This is a genomic window from Pseudomonas sp. FSL R10-2964 (assembly GCF_009600035.1).
GTDB classification, from domain to species: Bacteria; Pseudomonadota; Gammaproteobacteria; order Pseudomonadales; family Pseudomonadaceae; genus Aquipseudomonas; species Aquipseudomonas bubulae.
In genome coordinates this window covers 1-24,910 of record NZ_WIWH01000004.1, presented here as the reverse complement: position 1 = coordinate 24,910, position 24,910 = coordinate 1, and the positions used below count along the sequence as shown (strand labels likewise).

General features: G+C 58.9%; 24 protein-coding genes and 1 pseudogene. 6 read left to right on the top strand and 19 right to left on the bottom strand.

All coding sequences use genetic code 11. From position 1 onward, the window contains the following. Nucleotides 1-6: 6 nt before the first annotated feature. The 12 genes from GHN92_RS03240 to GHN92_RS03185 form a co-directional block, all read right to left on the bottom strand. The gene (locus GHN92_RS03240) at nt 7-582 is read right to left on the bottom strand and encodes a TerD family protein (protein WP_016783512.1); all 576 of its coding nucleotides are present in this window, start codon (nt 580-582) and stop codon (nt 7-9) included. 26 nt (nt 583-608) lie between these two features. Next, nucleotides 609-1,655 (bottom strand): TerC/Alx family metal homeostasis membrane protein, encoded by a 1,047-nt coding sequence (locus GHN92_RS03235; RefSeq protein WP_095002489.1) that lies wholly within the window; start codon nt 1,653-1,655, stop codon nt 609-611. 7 nt (nt 1,656-1,662) lie between these two features. Beyond that, nucleotides 1,663-2,112 carry a tellurite resistance TerB family protein gene (locus tag GHN92_RS03230; RefSeq protein WP_095002488.1) on the bottom strand — a complete coding sequence of 150 codons (450 nt, stop codon included), beginning with the start codon at nt 2,110-2,112 and terminating at the stop codon, nt 1,663-1,665. Nucleotides 2,113-2,178: 66 nt separating this feature from the next. Beyond that, nucleotides 2,179-3,384 carry a TerD family protein gene (locus GHN92_RS03225; RefSeq protein WP_133144346.1) on the bottom strand — a complete coding sequence of 402 codons (1,206 nt, stop codon included), beginning with the start codon at nt 3,382-3,384 and terminating at the stop codon, nt 2,179-2,181. After that, on the bottom strand, nt 3,381-3,971 hold the full coding sequence (locus GHN92_RS03220; RefSeq protein ID WP_095002486.1) for a TerD family protein: 591 nt from the start codon (nt 3,969-3,971) through the stop codon (nt 3,381-3,383). The genes GHN92_RS03225 and GHN92_RS03220 overlap by 4 nt, the downstream gene beginning before the upstream one ends. Before the next feature lie 73 nt (nt 3,972-4,044). Beyond that, nucleotides 4,045-4,722 (bottom strand): HAD family hydrolase, encoded by a 678-nt coding sequence (locus GHN92_RS03215; protein WP_095018727.1) that lies wholly within the window; start codon nt 4,720-4,722, stop codon nt 4,045-4,047. Then, a complete protein-coding gene (locus GHN92_RS03210; protein ID WP_095039285.1) occupies nt 4,719-5,678 on the bottom strand; it encodes an HpcH/HpaI aldolase/citrate lyase family protein in 960 nt (319 codons plus the stop codon). Before GHN92_RS03210 ends, GHN92_RS03215 begins: the two co-directional genes overlap by 4 nt. Next, a complete protein-coding gene (locus GHN92_RS03205) occupies nt 5,678-6,772 on the bottom strand; it encodes a cysteine protease StiP family protein (RefSeq protein WP_133144347.1) in 1,095 nt (364 codons plus the stop codon). The genes GHN92_RS03210 and GHN92_RS03205 overlap by 1 nt, the downstream gene beginning before the upstream one ends. Next, entirely contained in the window at nt 6,765-7,523 is a 759-nt protein-coding gene (locus tag GHN92_RS03200; RefSeq protein ID WP_095018724.1) for a trehalose phosphatase, read from the bottom strand. Before GHN92_RS03200 ends, GHN92_RS03205 begins: the two co-directional genes overlap by 8 nt. Beyond that, nucleotides 7,513-8,649: a phosphoribosyltransferase domain-containing protein gene (locus GHN92_RS03195; protein WP_095020647.1), complete on the bottom strand. Its 1,137-nt coding sequence runs from the start codon at nt 8,647-8,649 to the stop codon at nt 7,513-7,515. The genes GHN92_RS03200 and GHN92_RS03195 overlap by 11 nt, the downstream gene beginning before the upstream one ends. 77 nt (nt 8,650-8,726) lie before the next feature. Next, the gene (locus tag GHN92_RS03190) at nt 8,727-9,869 is read right to left on the bottom strand and encodes a trypsin-like peptidase domain-containing protein (protein WP_095002480.1); all 1,143 of its coding nucleotides are present in this window, start codon (nt 9,867-9,869) and stop codon (nt 8,727-8,729) included. A 40-nt stretch (nt 9,870-9,909) separates the two neighbouring features. Beyond that, nucleotides 9,910-10,923: an ATP-grasp domain-containing protein gene (locus tag GHN92_RS03185; RefSeq protein ID WP_133144348.1), complete on the bottom strand. Its 1,014-nt coding sequence runs from the start codon at nt 10,921-10,923 to the stop codon at nt 9,910-9,912. 176 nt (nt 10,924-11,099) lie between these two features. Here GHN92_RS03185 and GHN92_RS03180 point away from each other — a divergent pair, with 176 nt between their 5' ends. The 3 genes from GHN92_RS03180 to GHN92_RS03170 all read left to right on the top strand — a co-directional run bounded on the left by GHN92_RS03180 (nt 11,100) and on the right by GHN92_RS03170 (nt 14,546). Further along, complete coding sequence (locus tag GHN92_RS03180; protein WP_095024395.1) at nt 11,100-12,395, top strand: carbohydrate porin; 1,296 nt, start codon at nt 11,100-11,102, stop codon at nt 12,393-12,395. A 91-nt stretch (nt 12,396-12,486) separates the two neighbouring features. Further along, nucleotides 12,487-13,947: a glycosyltransferase family 39 protein gene (locus tag GHN92_RS03175; protein WP_095031905.1), complete on the top strand. Its 1,461-nt coding sequence runs from the start codon at nt 12,487-12,489 to the stop codon at nt 13,945-13,947. A gap of 92 nt (nt 13,948-14,039) precedes the next feature. Then, nucleotides 14,040-14,546, top strand: coding sequence for a hypothetical protein (locus tag GHN92_RS03170; RefSeq protein WP_095018720.1), 507 nt, complete (start codon nt 14,040-14,042; stop codon nt 14,544-14,546). A 46-nt stretch (nt 14,547-14,592) separates the two neighbouring features. Here GHN92_RS03170 and GHN92_RS03165 read toward each other — a convergent pair whose 3' ends face one another. Next, nucleotides 14,593-15,315, bottom strand: a complete 723-nt coding sequence (locus tag GHN92_RS03165; protein WP_240043183.1) for a histidine phosphatase family protein — start codon at nt 15,313-15,315, stop codon at nt 14,593-14,595. Nucleotides 15,316-15,656: 341 nt separating this feature from the next. Here GHN92_RS03165 and GHN92_RS24395 point away from each other — a divergent pair. The 3 genes and pseudogenes from GHN92_RS24395 to GHN92_RS03155 form a co-directional block, all read left to right on the top strand. Beyond that, nucleotides 15,657-16,751, top strand: a pseudogene (locus GHN92_RS24395) (methyl-accepting chemotaxis protein); the annotation flags it as partial. Then, nucleotides 16,743-17,606 (top strand): methyl-accepting chemotaxis protein, encoded by an 864-nt coding sequence (locus tag GHN92_RS24390; protein ID WP_370824284.1) that lies wholly within the window; start codon nt 16,743-16,745, stop codon nt 17,604-17,606. The pseudogene GHN92_RS24395 and the gene GHN92_RS24390, both read left to right, overlap by 9 nt. A gap of 308 nt (nt 17,607-17,914) precedes the next feature. Further along, complete coding sequence (locus GHN92_RS03155; RefSeq protein WP_133144349.1) at nt 17,915-18,361, top strand: hypothetical protein; 447 nt, start codon at nt 17,915-17,917, stop codon at nt 18,359-18,361. A gap of 123 nt (nt 18,362-18,484) precedes the next feature. Here the strand turns inward: GHN92_RS03155 and GHN92_RS03150 are convergent, their stop codons facing one another. From GHN92_RS03150 to GHN92_RS03125, 6 genes are all read right to left on the bottom strand, one after another. Continuing rightward, the gene (locus GHN92_RS03150) at nt 18,485-19,930 is read right to left on the bottom strand and encodes a SulP family inorganic anion transporter (protein WP_095018718.1); all 1,446 of its coding nucleotides are present in this window, start codon (nt 19,928-19,930) and stop codon (nt 18,485-18,487) included. Between the two features lie 199 nt (nt 19,931-20,129). Continuing rightward, nucleotides 20,130-21,797, bottom strand: a complete 1,668-nt coding sequence (ggt, locus tag GHN92_RS03145; protein ID WP_095020641.1) for a gamma-glutamyltransferase — start codon at nt 21,795-21,797, stop codon at nt 20,130-20,132. Between the two features lie 153 nt (nt 21,798-21,950). Then, entirely contained in the window at nt 21,951-22,124 is a 174-nt protein-coding gene (locus GHN92_RS03140; protein WP_178102593.1) for a hypothetical protein, read from the bottom strand. 60 nt (nt 22,125-22,184) lie between these two features. Next, nucleotides 22,185-23,105, bottom strand: a complete 921-nt coding sequence (locus GHN92_RS03135; protein ID WP_095002472.1) for a LysR family transcriptional regulator — start codon at nt 23,103-23,105, stop codon at nt 22,185-22,187. A gap of 116 nt (nt 23,106-23,221) precedes the next feature. After that, the gene (locus GHN92_RS03130) at nt 23,222-23,812 is read right to left on the bottom strand and encodes an NAD(P)H-dependent oxidoreductase (protein ID WP_095002471.1); all 591 of its coding nucleotides are present in this window, start codon (nt 23,810-23,812) and stop codon (nt 23,222-23,224) included. A gap of 143 nt (nt 23,813-23,955) precedes the next feature. Beyond that, the gene (locus tag GHN92_RS03125) at nt 23,956-24,720 is read right to left on the bottom strand and encodes a sulfite exporter TauE/SafE family protein (protein ID WP_095002470.1); all 765 of its coding nucleotides are present in this window, start codon (nt 24,718-24,720) and stop codon (nt 23,956-23,958) included. Nucleotides 24,721-24,910: the final 190 nt, after the last annotated feature.

Below are 24,910 nucleotides of genomic sequence, written 5' to 3'. Positions count from 1 at the left end.
TGCAGATTAAAACTTCAGGCCGTAGCTTTCCGCCAATGGCTTGAGACCGCCAGCAAAGCCCTGGCCCACAGCGCGGAACTTCCACTCGGCGCCATTGCGATACAGCTCGGCAAAGATCATCGCGGTTTCGGTGCTGGCGTCTTCTGCCAGGTCATAACGCGCCACTTCACTGTTGTTGTCCTGGTTCACAATGCGGATGAAAGCATTGCGCACCTGACCGAAGTTTTGACGGCGAGCGTCAGCTTCGTGAATGGTCACGGTAAACGCGATCCGGTCGATGTCAGCGGGTACTTTGGACAGGTCGACCTTGATCGCCTCGTCATCACCGTCGCCTTCACCGGTACGGTTGTCGCCCGTGTGTTCAACCGAGCCGTCCACGCTTTTGAGCTGGTTGTAAAAAATGAAATCGGAGTCAGCGCGTACTTTACCGTCAGCCTTGAGCAAGAAAGCGCTCGCATCCAGGTCGAAGTCTTGACCATCGGTGGAGCGAGCATCCCAGCCCAGACCCACGAGGACTTTGGTCATCCCGGGGGCTTCTTTGGACAGAGACAGGTTGCCGCCTTTGGAAAGGGAAAGTGCCATGTGTAATTCTCCTTAGTAATGTGCGATCAAGCTTTCGTGTCGTTGTTAACGTCGGATTGCTCTTCTTCCTTACCGGGAAAGATGATGCTGGCCACGATACCGATAGCCAAGACCACCAACACCACAATCAGACTGGTGTTTGGATCAATTTCATAACCATGGCCAAACAGGTGATCGGTTGCGTTCAGGGCCAGCTTGCCGGCGATAAAGAACAGCAGGGCGATAACCGCTTTTTCCAGGTGCACCAGGTAGCGTTTCAGTGCTTCGAGAACGAAGTACATGGTCCGCAGACCCAGAATGGCGAACATCATGGCCGAGTACACGATCAAGGGTTCACGGCTCACGGCAATCACTGCCGGTACGGAGTCGAAGGCAAACAGAATGTCTGAAACCTCAACCACCACCACACACAAAAACAGTGGGGTAGCAAAAAGAGCGCCCTTGCCTACAAGAGTCATTCCCTTGTTCTGCGGCTTCGTGATCTCTTTTTCAAGCTCTTTGCGTGAAACAAAGAAATTATGCCCGTGCAGCTTCGGCCAGACCGGGAACAGTTTTTTCGCAAAACGGTAGGCGATGTGCTTGGAGTAATCCTCCTCCTCATCCTCTTCCTTGCTGCGCAACATCATCACTGCGGTCCAGGCCACGACCACGGCAAACAGCACTTCGACCCAAGGGCCAAACGCCAGCAGGCCAGTACCGATCGCCACGAAAATCAGGCGGAACACAATGGCGCCGATGATGCCCCAGTACAGAACCCGGTGACGCAATGCGTCCGGGATCTTGAACCAGGCAAAAATCGCCATGAACACGAACAGGTTGTCGACGCTGAGTACTTTTTCCAGCGCGTAACCGGTAACGAACAGGCTGGCGACACTTGGGCCGTGGGCCACATACAGGTAGCCCGCAAACATGAGCGAGATCACCACCCAGAACACCGACCAGACGGCGGCGTTGGTCAGCGAGACCGGTTTATCGCTTTTGTGGGTAAACAGGTCGATTGCCAGAGCAATGACCGCCAGAGCCACAAATACAGCGATGGTAGTTGGCGGAAAGCCAATTGCCGTGTTTTCCATGATGTCCTCAGAGATCAAAATCGCCAGGGTTCAGCCCCAGCTCATTGCAGATAGTGCGGCAGGCAGCCCGCTCACTTTCATCGAAGTTGCCGTCGGCGCTACCGATTGCGCAGCAAACACGCACCAGCAGGCGGGCGGCATCTTCTTTTTTACGTAGCTGACCGATAGATTTCAGCGCTTCAGCGCGACCGATCTGCTGGTCAAATTCAAACTTTTCACACACGGCGTTGAAAGCTTTGATCACGTCCTTGACGTCAAAGACCTTCAACTCATTGGAGTTTTGAATAAATCCGACCATTTTCTGTTTTTCGTCACTGCTGATATTGCCATCGGCAGCGGCCACCAGTGCGCAACCGGAAACCACGGCTTCCATAAACTCACGGTTCTTGAATTTGCTGACTTCCGCCGAGAGCTTGTCACGGGCGGCGCTTGCGTTGGTTTTGAGCCATTCGAGCATTGGAGTCACCTTGTCAGAAATTGCAGGTACGGCGCCTGTTTCATCAGGCGGCCACTTACAGAGCGCTCATTTGGAGCCGGCAGCCCAGCGCATACCCCAACCAAACGCTTTATCCATGTCAGAGTGGCCCTTGAAGAATTCAACCCGACGGTTGACCTTCACACTGCCACCGACGTTTTCGAGCAAAGCAATGGCGCACATGCCTTTGGTCCCGCCCTCTTCGCTCAGGCGCACTTCTATCGGCGGCTCACCCGGGATGTACAAGGTGATGACACCGTCAGTCGCCTGCCAGTTCGGGGCACCTTCGTAGATGAACGCGTAAACCAGCACGCGACGCATCTTGCGCCACTCCTTGCCATTGATGCGCAACCACTCGCCGTCACTTACCGAGCCGGTGCGGTCGTCGCCCATCAACTGGATAAACGGCTCGTCACGGAAATCACCGAAGGCATTGCCCAGGGCCTGTACCGCGCCTTTGCGGCCGTTCTCCATTTCGTACAGGCAGCCCACGTCCAGGTCGATCCCGCCCGACTTGCCGCGCAGCGAAGCAAAGAAGCCGCCGCCCCCGGCGTTGGGGTTGGTACGGTTCCAGTTGAGGTTGATCTTGATCTCGCCGAAGTCACCGTCCTTTTTCTCAAGGCTGATGGACGGACGCTGCTTGTCCAGGGTGATCTTCGACAGATTGATCTTCGCTGCCGGTGCTGGTGCTGGTGCTGGAGGCGCTGGAGGTGGCGTCGGCGCTGCAGCAGGAGCAGGAGCAGGAGCAGGAGCCGCAATATCAACCCCAAAGTGCTCGGCCAAGGGCGCAAGGCCACCGGCAAAGCCCTGTGCTACGCAGCGGAACTTCCACACGCCCTGACGACGATAGAACTCGCCGAGGATCAACGCGGTTTCCTGCATGCCCTGGGTCGGAATCGGTGCTTCGATGCCGCCGCTTACCGTTACGGTCAACTGCGGGAAGGCGTCGAAACGGGCCTTGTTCTCATAGATGGTTGCGGTGAGGGCGACTTTTTCGATGGCCTGATCAATGGCGTCCAGATTGACGCTGAACACACTGCGACCTGCAGCCGATTCCACCAGCTTGACCGCGCCATTATTGACGCTTTGCTGGCCGAAGAAGCACATGTCGTTGTCGCCACGCACCTTGCCCGACTCATTGAGCAAAAACGCAGAAACGTCCAGGTCCGCGCCGGTCACCGGGGTATAGCTGACGGTGACGCTCAGGGTACCGCTGGCAACGCCGGTGTTGGCGCCCGGGGTCAATGTGGTCATGAGCGCACCGCCTGGGCTGCGTCAGTGGCCAGATCCTGGGCGGTACGGCCATTGGCCACGGTGCCGATGGCGGTCAGGTCCCAGCCCGCCGATGTGCGGCTGATGTATGCCATGACCACGCCGGTGTGACGGCCCTTGTCCGACAGGTTGAAGCGCGCCAGCTCTTTGCCGGTCAGCTCGTCAACGATACGGCAGTAGGCGTTTTCTACCGCTTCGAAATTTTGCCCGGTAAACGAGTTCACGGTAAACACCAGGTGCTTGACCCCGGCCGGCAGCTGCTCCAGGTTGACCTGGATCGACTCGTCGTCGCCATCGCCCTCACCCGTGCGGTTGTCGCCGGAGTGCACGATGGAGCCGTCTTTGGACTTGAGCTGGCGAAACCACACCAGGTCCAGCGGTTGTTTGGCACTGTCGAGCAGGATGCACGAAGCATCCAGGTCGATGGCGGTATCACTGCTCAGCAGCTTGGCGAAAAAACCGCTGGGCTTGACCGGATCCCAGCCCAGGCCCATGCGAATTTTCTTGAGACCGGCTCCCGCTTCTTTCTCGAGAGAGATGGTTTGATTCTTGGACAGCGAAATGGCCATGAAACGTCTCCTTGTCTGCACTGAAGCACGATAGGTAATTACTGATTATTGACATGCTTTGCTTGCGCCTGGCTTACAGCTCCTCGCGCAAGCACACGTCAAGTGGCCGCTTGCGACGCCACAGTGCGTGAAATTCACGCCAATGCGGCTCTTGAGCGGCTCCGAGCATCTGTTCATCGCCCCGGGTGTCACCCCAGGCACGCAGTGTGTATTGGTCCAGAGGCCCGTATTGCGCCTCCAGCCGAATGACTTTTTGTTCACAGCGACAGTTGGTGCCCTCGATATCCCCGGTCAGCACGCCATCGACTGAGGCCAGCCGTGTACCGATCAAGCCGATACCGAGTTTTTTGGCAAAAGGTGTGAGCACCAGTTCAGGGGACGCCGAGCAAATTGTTACCTTGGCGCCCTGCTCAATCTGGTTGGCGACGGATGTTAAGCCCAAAGGCCGCATCAGACGCTGCCAGGAAACGTCACAAAATGCTTCAGCGCGCTCCTTTACCCAGGCCTCTTTGGCGCCGGTCAGGTAGACCGCGATCAGTTTCTCTTTCAAATCATTGCGAGAAATCCTGCCCAGCAGGTAGCACGCCGTGGCCGGAATCATCCGCAACAAGCGCATTGCGAACAGGCGATTGCCAAAGGCAAAGCGCAAAAACGGCACAAAGCTGTCGTGATAGGTCAGTGTGCCATCGAAGTCGAACGCTGACAGAACCTGCTTGTTGCCTTTGTCCGATGTATTCAAAACGTCGTTCAACCCACTAATTCAGCCAATCTCAGGCTGCCTCCAAAAGTGTCTGTCGGGCAGGCGACTTCAGGGCGAACCCCTTGCCAATGTGCCCGTTCAATAATTGTTTGCGCCCATTTGTAATGGGTCGCAGGCTCGCACATGGCGTCGTTGAACTTGAACACCGCAGGCGCCGCCTCACTCAATATTTGGCGTGCGCTGTTGAGATCTTCAAGGCTGACTTGCAACGCCCTGTGGATAACTGCAATTTGTGACGGGTGAATCGCAGTTTTCCCTACAAGCCCGTGAGCCATATCCAGCGCCAGTTCCTGATCCAGCACGTGTGGCGTATTGAGCTGCTCGAACACCGGTGCGGTCAGGGCAAAACCTGCCGAGCCCATGATCCCGCACAACATGGGAATCACATAGCTCATGGGCGTGCTGTACAGGGTCATGGTTTGTGGACGACGCAAGCCCAGGCAGCCCATCAGGTCGTTGCCACCGATGCGCAGGGCAATAATGCGCTCAGGCAACAGCTCCAGCATGGCGCTGCGCAGCTCTACCATGGCATTGGGCACAAAGACTTCCGGGGTTTCCAGAGTGGGCATCAGCATCAGGTCGTCGCGGGTCACCGCCTGCTGCCACTCGCGGATATTGCCCAGGCTGAGTTTGGGCACCACAAAACCGTCGACATGGCGCATCAGCGACCAATCATTAAGCACCGCTGCCATTGCCGCATCACGCGGGCGCACAAACAGGATCGGCCCGCTCGACGGACGGCCGCCACGCGCCTCGATGCCCAACAGCAGGTTCTTGAGGTTGTTCAGCCCCTGCTGCACGTCGATTTCGGCCACGGCGTCTTCCAGGCACACCACCAGCGAGCGTAAACCCTGGATCTTCTCGCTCAGCACCACATCCAGAATATCGGGACGGGTGGCCGGCATATAAAGTGTGGCGCCCAAGGCATAGGCTGAATGCTTGATCATCAGCGAACACTCCTGATTACGGTCACCGCGCGATACGGCCCCAGTTCATCACCGACTTCCTGGACCTCGATATTGGCCTGGCGCGTCAGGTGCAACAGCAGTTGCACGTCCTGATCGTCAAGGTTGCGCACCAGCACGTGGTCCGGTACCCGGCGCATCACGGCGCGGGTGGCCTCGGCGATACCCGGTTTGACCCGGTTGGGGTTGGTCACCGCAAACCGCGTCGAGATACGTTCGACCGCGGCTACCGCCGAGTGTTGCAAGGCTGCGGCCTGCTCCAGTGTCCAGGGTTGCGCAGCGGCCAACGGGGCAAGCTGTGCCCGCTCGGTTTCGATGCTGTGGATAAAACTCATGGTCACGTCGTGTTCCGCCAAATGGTCATACACCACGCAACCATGCAGGCCCGGGGTTTGCGGCCAGATGGAACGAGAAACCAGCCCGGAAACCGTAGCCCCCAGAATGCCCGAGGGGATCAGCCAGTCTTCAGCGGACGCCGCCAGCCAGGCGCGGCCACAAGGGTCCGCCAACACCACCAGGCGTGGGTCTGCCGGGAAACGCGAGTCTCCCGCCAGGCTGTCGCGGATCTGGCCGCTGATCGCGCCCTTGCCGGTCCAGCCATCGACAAACACGATGTTTTCGGCACCGTGGCTCTTGATGATAGCTTCGAGTGCGACGTTGTCGATTCCACGGTCACGAATAATGCTGATGCCGTAATGCGCAGCCTCGCGCCCCAGATCAAGCAGCGCCCGGCGCAGCAGTACACCCAGCGGTAAACCGGCGCGCACAAAGGACACCAGCGCAATCGAGGGGCCGTTGTAGCGCTCATTCAAGGCCAGCGCCAGCGCCTGCACATCGGCCGCCATGCGCGCGCCATTTTGCATCAGGGCACGCTGGTAAAGGCTTTTATGGGTGTCGGACGGCGCATATTCCTGGCTGATCATCTCGGAGTAATGGCGTTGCCGGGTCTGGATCAGCCGCTCTTTTTCCTGCACGTCGGTGACTTCAATCTGCAGGGCGCGCAGTAAAAAGTGCACGTCATCGGCGTCATAGCTGCCACTGCCGACGGTTTCCAGGCCTGCGAAAGCATTACTCATGGTCGACGCTCGCCAGCACATGAGCGGCCAACTGCCCGCGTTTGGGCGTGCCCCACCAGTCGCACTCGGCCATAAAGCCCAGGTCCGACACACTGTCACCGAAGCCCAGCAACGGGCGCTTGCCGTTGATCGCCTGATCGCGGCGGATCCATTCACGTACCGCTTCACGCTTTTGCAGGGTGATGGGCAGAAACGCCAGGTTGTTGCCATTGCCGTGTACATACAGGCCATCGAGCAACCCGCGCGCCTTGACCTCGGCCAATACGACGAGCAGCGCTTCGTCGGTTTCGTTGTTGTGCTTGGTGACCACGTAATTGGCCAGGCCCTGCTCTTCAACCACCCAGCCACGCAACGAAAAGCCAAGTTCGGCACCAATGGCCAGGGTTTGCTCGCTCAGTTGATGCAACCGGGTTTGCTCAAGGGCCAGTTCGTCGCACATGCGCGCATGCCAGACCGGGTCCAGCGAGCCGTCGGGCTTGAGAATCACGCCGCCGTGGGCACACACCGCGCCGTGGACGAACGGCAATTGCACACGTTGATAGGCCTCGATGCTGCGCGCAGTTACGGGGACGACATCGCTGGTGGCCAGCAGCCATTCCACAAAGCTCTTTTGTGTTGCGCTCATAAAGCCGTTGGGCTGGCCGTCCACATCCAGGGTGGCGGCAAAGCGTGGCTCATCACCCATTTTGCGGGCGGTTTGAAACAGGGTGTCGTCCAGATCAACGAACACCAGAGGACGATTACTGCTCATCAACGATTACCTGCGCATTCAACGCGCTAACCAGCGCCGGATCGACCGCAGCTGCCGGGGTTTCGCTGCAGATCAGCACCCGGTCGAACTGGCCGGGGGCGACGTTATAAAGAAAGTTGGGGATACCCAGGCCATAGTTGTCCGAGAACGACAATGCATGATCGATGCAATGGCCCAAGGCAATGGGCGAGCGGCTGGTGGAGCTGAAGCGCACGTCGGCGCCCGCCCGCTCAAGGCGCTCGGCCAGCAGAAACGGGCGCCAGACAAATTCGCTGGTGCCGACCACCAAGACCCGTTCACCTGGGGCGACCTGCAGATCGGGCGCCAGGGTATCAAGGTGTTCGCGAACGCCCATGCGCCCCCAGTCACGGCTGGCATCAAGTGCCCAGTCGCCCTGGGCCACGCTGCCCACTTCGGGCATTTGAGGGAGCTCTGCGGTGGTATCTTCGGCGAACGTGTAGCGACCATCGAGCAAAGAGACGCTGCTGACATGATCGCCCATGGCCTTGCGCACAGCGTCCCGGGACCAGTCGGTCAGGGTCGTGGTGACAATACGCTCGACCGAGTTGAGCCCAGCCTCGGCCAGCGCCCGGGACAGATTGATAAAGGTATTGCCGGTAGAGGCTTCATCGTCCACCAGCACCAGCGAGCGGGCGTTGAGCATCATCTCGCGGGTGTGTGCGTCTTGCGGCAAATGCAGCAGATGCGAGCTGGCGTGACTGTGCTCTTCTTCAAAACGGGCAAACAGTTCACTGCCCGTAGGGTGGCGGCTGCTGCACAGGTACACGCTGTCATCACGGGTCTGGCTGAGCGCGCGGTGCACGCCAGCACCCAGGCCAACGGCGGTTTCAGCCATGCCGATAACCAGCACCGGACCGGGCAGGTCGGCAGGGATTTTTGCAGCCAGGGCATTGAAGCTTTCCGCCATCAGTGACGGCCGTGCCGGGATATGACGCCCCAATACACGGGAAACGAATAAAAAGGCGCGCTTGGGGTTTCGGCGCTCGGCAAAATCGAAAAGTGCCTGTGGCTCAAAGGTCGATGCATTGACCTCTACCTCCAGACGACCGCGCTTGAGGTTTGCATGCAATACCTTGGGTTCGGTCTTGGAATTACCGCTGTTCATTGATGTTTACTACCTGAACATACTGAAAAAATGGGGGACGATTAGGGAGGCGGGGGGTTAAGACAAGTAAAAAATGGTTACTGAAGATGGCTGGCGTCAATCCGCCACAGTCCAGCCTGCGAAGCGCGTACCAACTCCGGCGTGCTCAACGAACGTTCACTGCACCCGCGCCGGGCCGGTACACGGGCTGCCTCAAGGAACGCCAGTACCAGTGCCGACTTGACAGCAAAGTTCATGTTCTGCGCATCCGCCATGCTCGAGGTCACCAGGCCACTGACCAATCCTTGCGGGTCAAACACCGGGCTTCCGCTGGAGCCGGGCTGAATCGGTGCGGTGAACTGCATCAGGCTGGCATCGTCGCGAAGGCCAAACAGGCCCGAAACCACACCTTGGGAAACTTGCACGCCACCGCCTGCCAGCCCGGCGAGCGGAAACCCCAGGGTGACGACACTTTCGCCCAGCTCACAGCCCACGCCCTCACGAAAAGTCACCGGGTTCAAAGGGGGGGCACCAATGACCCGCAGCAAAGCGAGGTCGTTCTTGCGATCGACCACCACAGACTCCGCCTTGTATCGACCCTCAAAGGACGTAATCGACAATTGCTCGAGGCCTTCAATGACATGGGCACAGGTCAAAATATGCTGGGTGCTTACGGCAAAACCAGTACCTGTAGCCCCTTGGCGCGCAACGCTGTCGTCTGATGCCTCAGGTCTCATGCGTTGCGGATGACGATCATCCAGAGCCAGCCCCAGGCGTCGGGCAAACGCGCTCAAGCCGTAGGCGGACGCTTCGGCGAGTGCGCGGATTTTCCATTGATCGTTGCGTCGGTACACCTCGGCAATGACCATTGCGCCATCACCGAACTCATCCAGTGCCAGACTGTGCTCGATCTGCTCACCGACCTTGAGCCGGAACTGGCCGAGTTCACGTAACGGACCCAGCGCGCCGAACACATAGAGCACCAGCAATACACGCTCACAATCTGCAGGCAATTGTTCCAGCACCAGGCTGAAGCGTGCCAGGCCGGCGGTGTCATGCCATGCCAGCCAGGGTTGCGGGGCGTGTATCAGCGCAGGCTCCCCGACGGGTTGGCGCTTGCCATCCACGGCCAGCAACGCCAGCCCCGCATAGTCACCCAATGCGCCCGCTCGCGAGCAGGTCAGGCTCATCTCACAACGCACAGATTCAAGGGCCGCATTGGCGCCCGGCATCAATATCATCGCTTGTGACTCCCCTGTGCCCGCGACAAACAAGAGCTGATCACCTTAACAGCTCTTCTCCGCGAACCGGAACCACCACCGTGATTGCCTTGACCTGCACATTCTCGCACCATGTACTGGCTGGCACGGGCAGGCCCAGGCGGCGTGCGGCAAAGATACCCGGCAGGTTGACGCCGGCTTCGCGGGTGTAGCCGATACCGCCAGAATAGCGCAGGTTGATCTCCAGCAAATGCGGCTGGCCTGCGGCATCATCCCGGGTCTGCACATTGACGATACCGTCGCACTTGAAGTGCCGCGCCGCCTTGATCGCCAGTTCGACCGCCGCACCGTCGCGCTCGAATGTCTGCATCAGGCCCTGCTTGCGCCGCCCCACATAGGCCACGGCCTCGCCCGCCTCGCAGACCATGTCCACCGAGCATTCGCTGCCGGGCATATAAGGCATCACCAGCAACGGTTGGGGCGCATCCGATTGACCGTAGGCCTGGGCAAACACCGCCGCATTGACTTCATGGGCGTCGGCATTGGCAAAACTGCGAAACGGGTCCACGTTATCGGCCAAACGCCAAAAGCCCTGGCCGTAAATACCGCGCGTCGGTTTTACACACACCTGGCCGTCGCGGGCCAACTGGGCGTAAGCCGTCTCCAGTTCAGCCTGGGTGCTCACCGTCATCGCCGGTATGCACGCCAGCCCGGCCGCCAGGGCCTCACGGGTAAACGTCGACTTGTCGTCAACCCGCTCAAAGGTTTCCAGGTCCAGCGCCCCGGTAATCAATTGCAACCCGGCTGCTTCGAACTCGGCGCGGTGCGCTTCATATACCTGACCCACACGCCCGGCCAGCACCACCTTGATCTGCCGGGCGCGGGCCTGCTCGATCACCCAGCCGATGCGCTCCTGATTGTCTTGCGGCTCCCGCCAGGCGACATCCGCCAATCCGGTGATTTCAGGGCGATTTTGGCGGTGCGAGGCGAAAATTTGCACGGTGTCCGGCAGCGCCGCCCGGGCACCTGCAATCACATCGCGTTGGCTCGATTGCCCTTCAAGAAACCAGATCATGAACATCCCTTGGTACGGATAAACGCGGGAGTCTAGCGGATGGCCGCTACCAACGCCCTTAGTCATTAGAGGGAGGTCGTGTAACCAAATATGAAATTAATTAACTAAATAGTTCATAATGTGCGGCATCGTGTCGCGCCCCGTCGCCGACACTTCATATAAAGGAGCTTCTGTAGATGTTTTTCTCTTCCCGCGCCCTGCTGAACACCAGCCTGTGCGGCGGCTTGTCATTGCTGGCCCTGACGCCTGCCTGCGTACTGGCCGACACCACCGACAACCTGATGAACCGTTCGACCCTGACCGGCGACTGGGGCGGCGAGCGCCAAAAGCTGATCGACAAGGGCATCAAGCTGACCGGTGATTACAACTCCGAAACCTTCTCCAACTTGCATGGCGGGATCAAGCACGGCACCCGCTACTCGCAACAAGTGCGTATCGGTGCCCAGTTCGACCTGAGCAAAATACTGGGTAGCGCCGATGCTGGCCTGGTGCAAATCACCGTCAATGATCGTCGCGGTCACAGCGCCTCCGAAGACCTCGTAGGCAACCGCCTGCCAATCCAGGAAAACGCCGGCGGCAACTACACCCGCCTGTCCGAGTTCAGCTACCAGCGCACCCTGTTTTCCGAAGACCTGACCACCAAGGTTGGCTTTATGCCAATGGGCAACGACTTTGGAGGCATGCCGCTGTTGACCAGCTTCGTCAACGCCGGTTTCTGCGCGCATCCGCTGACGCAGTCCAATGGCAGCGGCTGGACCAACTACCCCACCGGCCACTGGGGCGGCGAACTGCGCTACACCGTCAGCCCGGCCCTGACCCTGCAAACCGCCGTGTTCCAGGTCAACCCCGAATACAACAGTCGCTCCTCCGAAGCCTTCAGCATGACCACCAAAGGCACTACCGGAGCGATCATGCCGCTGGAAGCGATCTTCACCAACAACGCCTGGCTCAATGGCCAATACAAAGTGGGCTGGTACTACGACACCTCCAATACCCGCAAGATTGGCAGCACGCAAAAAGCCAACAACCGTACCGGCGCCTATGTGCTGGTCGACCAGGCCATCTGGCGTGATGAGCAAGACCCCGAAAGCGTATTGCGCGCCTTTGGCCAGGCATCCAGCAGCAATGCCGCGACCTCGCCTATGCGCCACTGGTACTCGGTAGGCCTGGTCAAACAAAAGCCGTTTGCCAGCCGCCCCAAAGACAGCATCGCCTTTGCCTACGGCCGCGCCGTATTCAACTCGCGCTCCCGCGACGTGCAGGAAGCGGCAGCCAGCAGCCCGGAACAGGCGGACATGATCGCCAGCCTGGACAGCGGCGAGCAGTTGCTGGAGCTCAACTACGGCGCGCAAGTCACGCCGTGGCTGCTGTTGCGCCCGGACCTGCAATACATCATCGAACCAGGGGCTTTCTACGGCGCCAAGCGCAGCAATGCGCTGGTCGCGGGGCTGCAGGTCAAGGCAACGTTCTGACACAAGCGTTTGTGTAGCTTTCACAAAGCTTTAAGATTTGCCCTCCTATACTCCAGTGCAGTACTCCATTCGATTGCTGCCTGGTAGCCCAATGCGTCTGACTCGTCCTGCCCTGCTGTTACTGCTTCTCGGTTGCGTGCTGTTCTTTTTTGCGCTGGGGAATCACCAATTGCAGGGCTCGACAGAGTCCCGCGTGGCAGGCATAGCCATGCAGATGCACCTGAGCGACGATTGGGTAACGCCCAATTTGCTCAATGCCCCCTTCCTGGAAAAACCACCCCTGAGCCTCTGGCTGGATGCAGGAGCCATTCGCGTATTCGGCGGCGAACTGTTCGCCGTACGCCTGGCCTCGGCCTTTGCCGGTCTATTTTGCGTGTTGCTGCTCTATGCAATGCTGCGCAAGCTGGGCCGCCCCACAGCACTGGCCTGGACAGCCGCCGCCATGCTGGCAACCATGGGCATATTTTGGGGCAACACCCGCCAGGTGGGCGAAGATGCCTTGCTCACCCTGGGCGTAACCATGGCCTTGCTGGCGTTTTTTCATGCCAACCGCCAGCCCGGTTTTGCACGGGGCAGCTGGCTGTTATTCGCGACCGGCATCGCCATTGCCACCTTGAGCAAAGGCGTACTGGGCCTGGCACTGCCGGGCGTGGTGATTTTTGTCTATCTGGTGTGTGAAAGCCTGCTGGAAAAACGCTTCAAGCCGCGCAACTGGCTACGCCCTGCCCTGCTGACCCTATTGGGGCTGATCCCGCTGACGGTCTGGCTGTGCATGCTCTATCAGCGCGGCGGCATGCCGTTAGTCAGCGAACTGCTGCTGACCAACAGCGTTGGGCGTTTTAGCGGCTCCTTTGTTGAAGCCGGGCATTACGAACCCTTTTACTACTACCTGCGAAAACTGCCCGAAGCCTTCCTGCCGTGGAACCTGCTGACCTATCTGGGTCTGTGGCACTTTCGCAAACAACTGCGCAGCAACCCCTTCCTGTTGTTTTTCTGTGTATGGCTGGTCGCGCAATTTGTGCTGCTCAACCTCGCCTCCAGCAAGCGGGCGGTGTACATGATGTCGATGGCCCCTGCGGCTGCAGTGATTGCCGCCGAGTACGCCCGGGTGCTGCTGGACTGGCTGTACCAAAAAAGCGCGCACTCGACCGTGGCCAAATTCTTCAGCGACAACCATCGCCCGCTTGCCATCGCGCTGCTGGCCGCTCTGGTGGGCGCCTACCTGCTGGCGGCCCATCGGGCACCGCTGGCCGACAAGGAACAGTCCTTCCAGCCCCTCGCCGCTGAGGTCATGAGCCTGCAGGCCAGCGGCAAGCAGGTCGCACTGCTGCGGCCCGACGAACGCCTCGGCGCCGTGGTGTTCTACAGCCAGCAGTTGCAGCACACCCTCAGTTCAACCGAAGAGTTGCAGGCATTCCTCAGCGCATCCCCCGACAATATCGCCCTGGTAGAAAACCCCGAGATACCGGGCATGGCCCTCAAGACTCTCGACAAGCTCAGCGTCGGCCGGCACCACTTCTACCTTGTCAGCCTGGCCGCTTCAGCCCCATAAACTTGATCCCGGGCAACGCAACCGCAGATACCGTGGCCGATCACGGCACATTGACTACGCTCCTTGGACAATTCCCGACCAAGGAGCCCGCCATGACCATCGGTATATCCAGCAAAACATTGAGCGACTACGACGCTCACCTGGCCTTCAATACGGCCACCGCCTTCTTGCGCAAATCCGATCTGGCCAACTATCTGATCGATCAGCTAGAGCAGCAGCATGTGAAACTCAATGTCGAGGTCAGCACCGACCCGGCATTGGCCAATCAGGAGGTGTCGAACAACGGCGCGATTCTATGGAACCTGCGCAGCAACCTGTCACCCGGTGCGAACCTGCCTGACGTGGCCGCCCTGCTCAATCGCATCCCCGAGCAACAAAAACCCTACATCACCAGCCTGTGGGCGCTGATGCACTTGCTCGCCCAGGCGTGCCAGCAATTGAACAACCAGCTCAACTTCCGCGATGCGGATGCGACCTGGCCATGGCTCGACGAAAAAGTGCTCAGCGCCAACGATATCGAAAACGTGGTGGCCCGCGAACTCAGCGACCTGCCATTGCCGGCAGAACAGAACTGGGATCGTTTGTTCAAGCACAATTGAGGGCGATAGATTGACTCTATGGGCGCGAACCTGCTCGCGCCCACGATTAGAACTGCGAGGCTTCAAACCCGTGACGGTTGTTCGGGGTGACCACCGGCACGATATTTTTCCAGTCTTTGGGCTCGATATAGCCCAGCATCTGCGGATCCTCGTTCGCGCCATCGGTCTTGATAAACAACGAAGCGCCATAGCCAAACGTGGTGCTGGTTGACAGGTTCATGTCCATCAACAGTTGGTCCATGCATTCGCTGTGGCTCACCAGAATCAGGTTGTGGCCCGCCACTTTGTGCTTGAGAGCATCACGCAGCATGCTGCCGCGGCAGTTGAACAGCCAGTCCTGCGCCTCTACCGGGCGGGCAAACATGGCATCGGCGGTTTGTCGGGCTCGGGTCAGCAGGCTGCTGTGAATATCAGTATGGCTGAGCCCCAACTGCCTGAAGTCTGCGCCCAGCGCCTGAACTGCTGCTTCACCGCGCACCGTCACGCCGTCCATGGGGCCCAGGCACTGGGCCGAGGAACGGTCGCAACGCTCGCCGTGTCGAACCAGCGCAATCACATCACCCTTGGCCCAGCTGTCGGTGAGCAACAACACACGATCGGCATGGCTGGGCTGCGCCAGATCAGGCGGGGCCGCAGGGGCCAGCAGCCTCAATGTCAGCGCAACGGCAAGCGCACTTGCCACGATCACCACCAGCACATTTTTGTAACGGACCAGAGCACGACGCAACAGCGTACGGTTAATTCCGGTCTGATCAAGACTCAACGTCACGATGCTTATGCCCTCTGCGCCAGCCAGTGATATCACTGACCGACACCCTATAGCGCGAATATGACAACGGGTCGTTTCGCGGCCCGGCGGTATAAACAGACTTGCATAAAGCAGGTCTCTATTAGCTGAACATAGGCTAAAAAAAGGGAGGTCAGAGGCAGGTGAAACGGATGTGAAAAAAAGCGTAAAAGCGCAATCCAGGCACGCTACTCAAATGGATAGGTTGTTATGTGAACTGGCGCCCAACAAAACGTTTCAGCTCTGGCGAATGCAGCCGATACCCCTCCAACACAACACTCGGCTGGGTCAAAAAAAATAATTCCCTTCAGCGAACTTAGATCATGCGTGCAGCGTTCCTGGAGAACTCTATGAATAGATGGCTGAGCAATATCAGCGTCAACCTGAAACTGTCCCTGGGCTTTGGCCTGGTACTGGCCCTTACCTGCGTAATGGCCGTAAGCAACTGGATCAGTCTGGGCCAGATGATTGATCGCAGTAACTGGATGAGCGACATCACCCGTTTAAACACCGCGTTTACCAACCTGCGGGTGACGCGTTTGCAATACATGCTGACCGATGGCGACGAAACTGCCGCACAAAGTGTACAGGCCAGCATTGACGCGTTTTCTGCGCAACAAAGTCAGCTGATTGCCACCTTCCAGAGCCCGGAAAACCTCAAGTTGCTCAAGGAGCAACAAGCCATCATCGGCCGCTACGAGCGTGCACTGGTGAGCATGCGCAAGGCTTACGTCGAGTCCGCCGCATCCCGTGCCGACATGGACCGCAGCGCCGCTCAGGCCCAGGACGCCATCACGACGTTGCTGAACCGCGCCCTGCAACTGCCCGCAGGTGACGAAAACCGTTTTGCCATGTACCAGAGCGTGTCTGAAGTACGTGAACAGTTCCTGCTCTCGCGCTATCAGGTGCGCGCTTATATTGCTGCGCCCACCCCCGCCACGGAAAAGGCCGCACGCCAGCAACTGGACGCGGCCCTTGCCAGCCTAGACCGCCTGAGCTCGCACTTTGCCGCCAATGCCGGCGACACCCTGCGCACCCTGAACAAAACCATGGAGCAGTACCAGCAGGCGCTGGAGCTGTACACCAGCACCGACAACACCATCATTGCCATGCGCAAGGACATGACCGAATACGGCTCCAGCATCCTTGGCCGCAGCGATGAGCTGTACAAGATTCAACTGGAACGCCGCGACATCGAAAGCGCCACGGCAAACAGCATGCAACTGATCACCACCTTGCTGGTATTGCTGTTTGGCATCACCGCGGCCGTGATCATCACCCGCCAGATCACCGTGCCCCTGCGTGAAACCCTGGCCGTGGTCGATCGCATCGCCAGTGGCGACCTGACCCAGAACCTGCGCGTCACCCGTCGCGACGAGCTGGGCGTGCTGCAACAAGGTATTGCGCGCATGGGTACGACCCTGCGCGAGTTGATCAGCGGTATCCGTGATGGCGTCAGCCAGATTGCCAGTGCCGCCGAAGAGCTGTCCGCGGTGACCGAGCAAACCAGCGCCGGGGTCAACAGCCAGAAGATCGAGACTGATCAGGTGGCCACCGCCATGCATGAAATGACCGCCACCGTGCAGGAAGTGGCGCGCAATGCCGAGCAAGCCTCGCAAGCCGCCGCGGCCGCAGACAATGAAGCCCGCGAAGGCGATACCGTGGTCAACCAGGCCATTGACCAGATCGAGCGCCTGGCGGTGGAAGTGGGTCGTTCAACCGAAGCCATGGCCGTATTGCAACAGGAAAGCGACAAGATCGGCAGCGTGATGGACGTGATCAAGGCCGTGGCCGAGCAGACCAACCTGCTGGCCCTCAACGCCGCAATCGAAGCAGCCCGTGCCGGTGACGCCGGGCGCGGTTTTGCCGTAGTGGCCGATGAAGTGCGTGGCCTGGCCCAGCGTACGCAAAAATCCACCGAAGAGATTCAAACCCTGGTCGCGGCCCTGCAAAGCGGCACCCAGCACGTGGCCAGCGTGATGCACAACAGCCGCACCCTGACCGACAGCAGCGTGACCCTGACCCGTCACGCGGGGACCTCGCTGCAGGGCATCACCCGCACGGTGTCGAATATTCAGTCGATGAACCAGCAAATTGCTGCTGCCGCCGAGCAACAGAGCGCGGTGGCCGAAGAGATCAGCCGCAGCATCGTCAACGTGCGCGACGTTTCCGAGCAAACCGCAGCGGCGAGTGACGAGACGGCCAAGTCCAGCGTTGAATTGGCGCGCCTGGGTAACCAGCTGCAAGAAATGGTGAGCCATTTCAAAGTGTAACAACTCAGGGTTCAACTTCTGTTGCAGAAGTTGAACCCTCTTCAACTCCTTAAGATTAAATCCGGATAAATGACGATTTAAACGTGGCGCCCCAACATAGCCGGAAATGACGTTTGCAACCTCGCAGCGTTATAACTATAAGCCCACAACATCAAGGCTTAATGGCATCACCTATACCCAAGCCACTAACTACTCCTTACTACAACGTATAACGACTGCCCCCACATCTAAATGTAATCCCGCCCATCGCCGTCGCTGATTACAGCACTTAAGATCTCTGGACCTCATTAAAAACAGGCCCCTGGACTATGCTAATCAAAAATAAACGTGCGCTCCTGGCAGGTCTTGCTATCGCCAGTGTACTGACCGCTTCTCCACTGCTGGCTGAATCTCGCAAAGACTACACCCTGAGTTGCTCGGCGAATGGCTTTACAGGTACCGCTTATGTAACGGCCGTCAGAAACGGAGACTTGCTCTTCGCTACCACCACCGGGTATACAATCAAAGCACCTAGAGAGTCACAATCGCGTACCAGTGCCAATTTAAATCTTCGGGTGTGGGGCGCCACAAAGAATGCCTGGTCTCCTTGGAGCTACTCGAATGACAACCTTCAGCAGGATGGAGTGCGTCGCCCTGTATTCGTGAAAGCCAGCGTTAACGAATCACGTCTAGGAGCAGTAGAAGTCAACTTTATATTTGATAAAACCGGCACCGATCCCCGCTGCACAGCGAAAGAGATGATTCGCAAGTTTTAATCGGTCATAAACAATAAAAGTCGCATGTTCAACATGCGACTTTTTAAAAACCCCGACAGCACCGCATCACTGTAAAAATCGCAGCCTTCGGCAACCCCCGCGTTAACGGGGGCGATAGCCGATTCAGTCGTGCCCCACCCGTGCACGCTTAAGCAGCTTCTTGCTGCGCTCGGACAGGTGCAGCACCCGCAGATGCTTGCCCGCTTTGCGATAACGCTCGCGCAGGGTGTCCAGTGCCGCAATGGCCGAGTAATCGACCAGGTTCAAATGGCGACAATCGAGCGTCACCTGCGCCGGGTCATTACCCGGATCGAACTGTTTGAGAAACGTCGTAGTCGAGGCAAAAAACAGCGTGCCGTGCACACGGTAAAGCTTGCTGCCATCGCTCTGCAGATCCGCGTCGGCATACATCTGGCGCCCCTGCTGCCAGGCAAAATTGAGCGCAGCAATAACCACCCCGCACATCACCGCTACCGCCAGATCGGTAAACACGGTAATCACGGTCACCGCGACAATCACCAGCACATCGTTGAGCGGCACTTTGTTCAGTACTCGCAAAGAGGCCCAGGCAAAGGTCTGCTGCGACACCACAAACATCACCCCCACCAGCGCCGCCAGCGGAATGCGTTCAATAAATGGCGACAGGAACAACACAAACAGCAAAATCATCACACCGGCGGTCACGCCGGACAATCGCCCGCGCCCGCCGGAGCTGAGGTTAACCACGGTCTGGCCGATCATCGCGCACCCGCCCATGCCGCCGAATGCCCCCGACACCATATTCGCCGCCCCCAGCGCCACGCACTCGCGGTCCGGGTAGCCACGGCTTTCGGTGATTTCGTCGGTGAGGTTGAGGGTCAGCAGGGTTTCCAGCAAACCCACCACTGCCATCACGATCGCATAGGGCGCAATGATGCCCAGGGTCTCAAGGGTCCAGGGAATCTGCGGCAGGCTGAAGCTGGGCAAACCACCGGCGATATGCGCCATGTCACCCAGGGTGCGGGTTGGCAAACCCAGCAAGTACACCGCCAGCCCTACGCCCAAAATGGCCACCAGCGCAGGTGGCGCGGCGCGGGTCAGACGAGGCAACAGATAGACGACGGCCATGGTCACGGCCACCAGCCCGATCATCATGTACAACGCCATACCGCTGAGCCAGGTGTCGCCATCCTTGAAGTGATCCAGTTGCGCCATGGCAATCACGATTGCCAGGCCGTTGACGAAGCCCAGCATCACCGGGTGCGGCACCATGCGTACCAGCTTGCCGAGTTTGAACAAGCCGAACGCCAGCATGATCAACCCGCTCAGCAGCACCGTAGCCAACAGATACTGCACACCGTGTTGCACCACCAGGGCAACGATCACCACCGCCATCGACCCGGCAGCACCGGACACCATGCCCGGCCGGCCGCCAAACAGCGCGGTTAGGGTGCAAATGATGAACGCGCCATAGAGCCCCATCAAAGGGTTGAGATGGGCGACCAACGCGAACGCAATGCACTCGGGCAACAGGGCGAAAGACGTCGTGAGCCCGGCCAGGACATCAGCGCGCAGACGTGAGAGTTTCATGGTTTACCTAAAATTCGGGACGGGAAAAACGGAGGGAGTTACAGGCAACAGATGGTAGCAAATTGCAGGGGCTAAAAAGCAATTGTGGGAGCGGGCTTGCTCGCGATGGCAACAACTCGGTGAACCAGAATGGCCGAGGTGTCTGCATCGCGAGCAAGCCCGCTCCCACAAGAGTGATGCGTCTATGTGCGTTGCGGGCTTACTTCACCACCATCCCCACACCACGGCCACGCGGGTCGGAGGCGGTTTCAAGCTCAGTGCCTTTAACCCGGATGGCCTGAATATCCCCCATGTTCCAGCCCTGATCCTCCAGGGTGTAGCCCATCGCTTTCAGCTCCTGAGCCACCTTGCCGGTAAGTGGCGCATAGGCGTCGAAGTAGATCGTGTCTTTAGGCAGCAACTGGTGATGCACACGCTGTGCAGCTACGGCTTTTTCCAGCGGCAGGTCGTAGTCGTAGATATTGTTCAGCACCTGGAAAATCGAGGTAAAAATCCGTGAGCCACCCGGCGTGCCCAGCACCAGCGTAACCTGGCCATCGCGGGTTACCAGACTTGGACTCATGGAAGACAACATGCGCTTGCCCGGCTCGATAGCGTTGGCATTGCCGCCCACCACACCAAAAGCATTGGCCACCCCGGGCTTGGAGCTGAAGTCATCCATTTCATCGTTCAGCAAAAAGCCCGCGCCTTTAACTACAACGCCGCTGCCGTAATCCCAATTCAGGGTATAGGTGTTGCTGACCGCGTTACCCTGTTTGTCGACAATGGAAAAGTGCGTGGTCTGATGGGGTTCCAGGCCCGGTTTGACATTGGCGGTCGGTGAAATCGCTTTCGGGTTAACCTCTTTCGCACGCTTGGCGATATAGGCCGGATCGGTCAGCTCGGCCACAGGCATCTTCCCGAAGGCCGGGTCGCCGAGGTAGTCGGCACGGTCGGCGAACACACGTTTTTCGATTTCGGCCAGCAGGTGGATATAGGGCGCAGAGTTCAGCTCCACACCTTTGAAGTCCGCTGCGCGGTCCTCCTTGATACCGATCAACTGCGCCAGGGCAATACCGCCCGAGCTTGGCAGCGGCGCGGTGTACAGGGTGTTGCCACGAAAATCCACGCGCATCGGCTCACGCCAGCTGACCTTGTAGTCGTTGAGGTCTTGCTTGGTGATCAAGCCCTTGTCCTGCTGCATTTGCGCGACCAGCAGGTCGGCGGTCTTGCCGCGGTAGAACTCCTTGGCGCCCTGGTCGGCAATGCGCTCCAGGGTCACGGCCAGCTCTGGCTGTTTGAACGTTTGCCCGGGCTTCATGCTGCCAAAGTAGTCCGCGAAATTGGTAGTGCCCTTGAACAGCGCCAGTGCATCTTCGCGGTACTGAAATTGCTGATCGGCCACTTTAAAGCCGTTTTTCGCATACCCCACGGCCGGGGTCAGCAATTCGGCCCACGGCAATTTGCCAAAGCGTTGATGCGCTTCCCACAGCCCCATCACCGTGCCCGGCACGCCGGCAGCGCGGGAACCGACCAGGCTCAAGTTCTCGATGATGTCGCCTTTGTCGTCCAGGTACATATCGCGGCTGGCGGCTTTGGGGGCGGTTTCGCGATAGTCGAGGAAATAGGGTTTGCCATCGATGTACATCGTCATAAACCCGCCACCGCCGATATTGCCGGCTTCGGGGTAGGTCACGGCCAGGGTAAAGGCGGTGGCAACTGCGGCGTCGACGGCGTTGCCGCCTTTTTTGAGAATTTGTGCGGCCACTTCGGCGCCGTATTGATCGGGTGCGGCGACTGCGCCGCCGTCCAGGGTGACGGCATACGCCGAAGAGCTGGCCGCGATGGCAGCCGTCAGGGCCAGGGTTTTGAACCACACAATGCGCATTCGATACATCCTTTTATTGTTATCAACTGTGGCCGAACCTTGTCTGAATTCGGCGATACTTTCAAACAACAAACGTAAAAGTGCGCAATGACACACCCTTGAGGGCAGCGCGGTTCTGCACCAAAACAGAACTGGTAGCAGCTGCCGAAGGCGTTATGTGCGCGTTTCGGTGATCAGTGCATCCACCAGACCACGGGCCAGCTCGACGCCGTGAATGACGCACCACAACTGCTCGGCCTCAAAACCGCTGAGGTGGGAACGGATGTCGTCGGCGGTCAGTTCTGCGCCCTTGAGCCACAGCGAGGCATGTTTGAGCGCCTCCTGCATCGGTACGCCGGGATAGAAAGCGACGCAGCAGGTGCAGACGTTGCTTTATATGTAGGAACCTCACTCAAGCCCTGTGGGCTTGTCGCAGATCGCGTAGCTGGCCAGCTTGGCCTGGATAAAGTCCAGAAAGCACTGAATGCGCAGCGCCAGCTGCGAGTTGCGGTAATACACAGCATGGATCGGCTGGCGATAGCCGCTGTTGAACTCGCCCAGCACCACCTGCAGGCGCCCGGCGCTGATATCTTCGTGGGTCATAAAGTGCGACAGGCAGGCGATGCCCTGACCTTGCAACGCCAGATGACGTACGGTTTCACCGCTTGAGGCACTGATGGCAGGCTGAATGGGCCAGCGGTCGCCCTGCGCATAACGCAGCGGCCACTGGTTGAGGCCATCGTTCTGGGTAAAACCTATCAGGGTATGGTGGGCCAAATCCGCAACATTTGTGGGCATGCCGTGGGCGGCAATGTAGTCCGGGCTGGCGAGGATATTCAGCGGGCTGCACCCCAGGGAGCGGGCATGCAGGGTGGAGTCGGCCAGGGTGCCGATACGAATGGCAATATCGGTGCTTTGTTCCAGCAGGTCGATAATCAGATCGTTGCTGTTGAGTTCCAGCTGGATCTCGGGGTACAGGGCACGGAATTCAGGGATATACGGCACGATGGCATGTAGCACAAACGGCGCGGCGGCATTGATGCGCAAGCGCCCGGAGGGGGTACGCTGGTGCGAGATCAGGCGCTCTTCCAGCTCGTCCATTTGCTCAAGGATCAACTTGGCCCGTTCGAAAAAGAACTTGCCCTCCTCGGTCAGGTCCATGCGCCGCGTGGTGCGGTTGATCAGCGTGGTTTCAAGCTTGGCCTCCAGCCGTGACAGCGTGCGGCTCACGGCCGAAGGCGTTTGCCCGGCCTGCTCGGCGGCGGCAGATATCGAGCCGCACTCGATCACCGAAACAAAGATTTGCAGCTCATCGGATCTGGCTTTCACGCGGTCGACCTTATCTACGTGTGGGAGCGGGCTTGCTCGCGATGGTATCACCGCGGTTCGTCATAACAACCGAGTTGCCTGCATCGCGAGCAAGCCCGCTCCCACCCCGGCATCGCTTACGCCTTCAGGCCAAACACCTCGGCCAGGTGCTGCTCGTAACGGGCCGCATCAACGTCTGGCTGCGGACGCTTCATCACGTCAACACACAGGAAAGTCGGCAGGCCGGTCATGCCCAAAAACTCATTAGCCTTGTGGAACGGGAAGTACACCGCGTCCACGCCCTTGCCTTCAAAGAAGTCGGCCGGGTCATCGAACGCCTGCTGCGGTGCGTTCCAGGTCAGCGACAGCATGTACTGCTTGCCCTGAATCAGGCCGCCGCTGCCGTAGCGCTGCGAAGCGTCGGAACGGGTGCGGCCGTCACTGGCGTAAAGTTTGCCGTGCCCCTCGGTGAACACTTCATCCATGTACTTTTTAACGATCCACGGCGCGCCCATCCACCAGCCGGGCATTTGGTAGATGATTACGTCAGCCCAAAGAAATTTTTCCACCTCTTCGGCGATATCGTAGCCTTCGTCGATATGAGTCACTTTGACTTCAAAGCCCTGACGATCAAAAAACGCCAGCGCAGTGTCGTGCATGGTCAGGTTGTAGCGACCATCGGAGTGGGCGAATTTTTTCGCACCGTTAAGCAAGAGTATTTTTTTCATCATCAGCCTCCAGGGGGTTAAACCCTCAGCGCTGTTGAGCGACAGGGGGGTTCAAAAACATGTCGGCAGAATATCGTTGCCCTCGCATGAGAAAAACCCGTGATGGGTCAAATCACCTTTGCCGCTACAGCACGAATCCATTGTTAATTATTGATTAGCAAGTGAGTACCCAGCAGCGCCATGCCGATAAAAAACACCCGCTTAAACAGCAAGGCGCTGATGCGCTGGCGCAACCATTGCCCCAGCCACATGCCGAGCATGGCGGGCAAAAGCGCCAGCAATGAGGCATTGAGCTCAGCGCCAGCCAGGTTGCCACGCCAGTACAGCCCGGCGGCAAGGGCCAATGTGGAGACGCTGAAGGACAAACCCAAGGCCTGCACCAACTGGTTTTTGCTCAGGCCCAGGGCTTGCAGATAGGGCACGGCAGGGATAACAAACACCCCGGTAGCCGAGGTGATGACCCCGGTGATCAGCCCGCACACCGGGCCCAGCCAGGGTTCGCGCTGCGGGGCGATGCGCAGGGTGGGCAGGAACAACCCGCTGAGGGCATAAAGCAACAGGGCCGCGCCCAGCGCTCGTACCACCCAGCTACCGCCATCGATACTGAGCCACAGCATGCCTGACGCGGTGCCGATAAAAATCCCCAGCTGCATGGGCCACAGACGTTTGAGCAACCCCCGCAGCTGGCCGCCGGCGGCCAGTTGCCAGGCGTTGGTCACGATGGACGGGATAATCAGCAGAGCCGCAGCCTGCGCCGGAGCAATAGCCAGCCCGAGCATACCCATGGCGACAGTCGGCAGGCCCAGGCCGATGACGCCCTTGACCGTACCGGCCAGCAAAAAGGTCACTATCACCAGCAGTGACAAGGCCCATCCCAGGTGTTGGTAAAACTCGACAAGTGTCTTCATGGGCCTATGCTGGGGCATGGGCCAGCGCCTGAAAATGCGCCATGCACAGAGTCTGCCTATCGCCTGACAATAGGCAGAACCCCTCACCCGTAGCAGCTGCCGAACGCAGCCTTCGGCAGCTTGTGTCTAAAGAAAGGAATAAAGTCTGGGGTGAGAGCGGTGAATGGCAGGTTGTTCGGCAGCAGTGTTA

Coding starts and splice junctions, on each gene's coding strand:
- GHN92_RS03240 (WP_016783512.1), bottom strand. CDS start 582: ATGGCACTTTCCCTTTCCAAAGGCGGCAACCTGTCTCTGTCCAAAGAA.
- GHN92_RS03235 (WP_095002489.1), bottom strand. CDS start 1,655: ATGGAAAACACGGCAATTGGCTTTCCGCCAACTACCATCGCTGTATTT.
- GHN92_RS03230 (WP_095002488.1), bottom strand. CDS start 2,112: ATGCTCGAATGGCTCAAAACCAACGCAAGCGCCGCCCGTGACAAGCTC.
- GHN92_RS03225 (WP_133144346.1), bottom strand. CDS start 3,384: ATGACCACATTGACCCCGGGCGCCAACACCGGCGTTGCCAGCGGTACC.
- GHN92_RS03220 (WP_095002486.1), bottom strand. CDS start 3,971: ATGGCCATTTCGCTGTCCAAGAATCAAACCATCTCTCTCGAGAAAGAA.
- GHN92_RS03210 (WP_095039285.1), bottom strand. CDS start 5,678: ATGATCAAGCATTCAGCCTATGCCTTGGGCGCCACACTTTATATGCCG.
- GHN92_RS03205 (WP_133144347.1), bottom strand. CDS start 6,772: ATGAGTAATGCTTTCGCAGGCCTGGAAACCGTCGGCAGTGGCAGCTAT.
- GHN92_RS03200 (WP_095018724.1), bottom strand. CDS start 7,523: ATGAGCAGTAATCGTCCTCTGGTGTTCGTTGATCTGGACGACACCCTG.
- GHN92_RS03195 (WP_095020647.1), bottom strand. CDS start 8,649: ATGAACAGCGGTAATTCCAAGACCGAACCCAAGGTATTGCATGCAAAC.
- GHN92_RS03190 (WP_095002480.1), bottom strand. CDS start 9,869: ATGATATTGATGCCGGGCGCCAATGCGGCCCTTGAATCTGTGCGTTGT.
- GHN92_RS03185 (WP_133144348.1), bottom strand. CDS start 10,923: ATGATCTGGTTTCTTGAAGGGCAATCGAGCCAACGCGATGTGATTGCA.
- GHN92_RS03180 (WP_095024395.1), top strand. CDS start 11,100: ATGTTTTTCTCTTCCCGCGCCCTGCTGAACACCAGCCTGTGCGGCGGC.
- GHN92_RS03175 (WP_095031905.1), top strand. CDS start 12,487: ATGCGTCTGACTCGTCCTGCCCTGCTGTTACTGCTTCTCGGTTGCGTG.
- GHN92_RS03170 (WP_095018720.1), top strand. CDS start 14,040: ATGACCATCGGTATATCCAGCAAAACATTGAGCGACTACGACGCTCAC.
- GHN92_RS24390 (WP_370824284.1), top strand. CDS start 16,743: ATGGGTACGACCCTGCGCGAGTTGATCAGCGGTATCCGTGATGGCGTC.
- GHN92_RS03155 (WP_133144349.1), top strand. CDS start 17,915: ATGCTAATCAAAAATAAACGTGCGCTCCTGGCAGGTCTTGCTATCGCC.
- GHN92_RS03150 (WP_095018718.1), bottom strand. CDS start 19,930: ATGAAACTCTCACGTCTGCGCGCTGATGTCCTGGCCGGGCTCACGACG.
- ggt (WP_095020641.1), bottom strand. CDS start 21,797: ATGCGCATTGTGTGGTTCAAAACCCTGGCCCTGACGGCTGCCATCGCG.
- GHN92_RS03140 (WP_178102593.1), bottom strand. CDS start 22,124: ATGCAGGAGGCGCTCAAACATGCCTCGCTGTGGCTCAAGGGCGCAGAA.
- GHN92_RS03130 (WP_095002471.1), bottom strand. CDS start 23,812: ATGAAAAAAATACTCTTGCTTAACGGTGCGAAAAAATTCGCCCACTCC.
- GHN92_RS03125 (WP_095002470.1), bottom strand. CDS start 24,720: ATGAAGACACTTGTCGAGTTTTACCAACACCTGGGATGGGCCTTGTCA.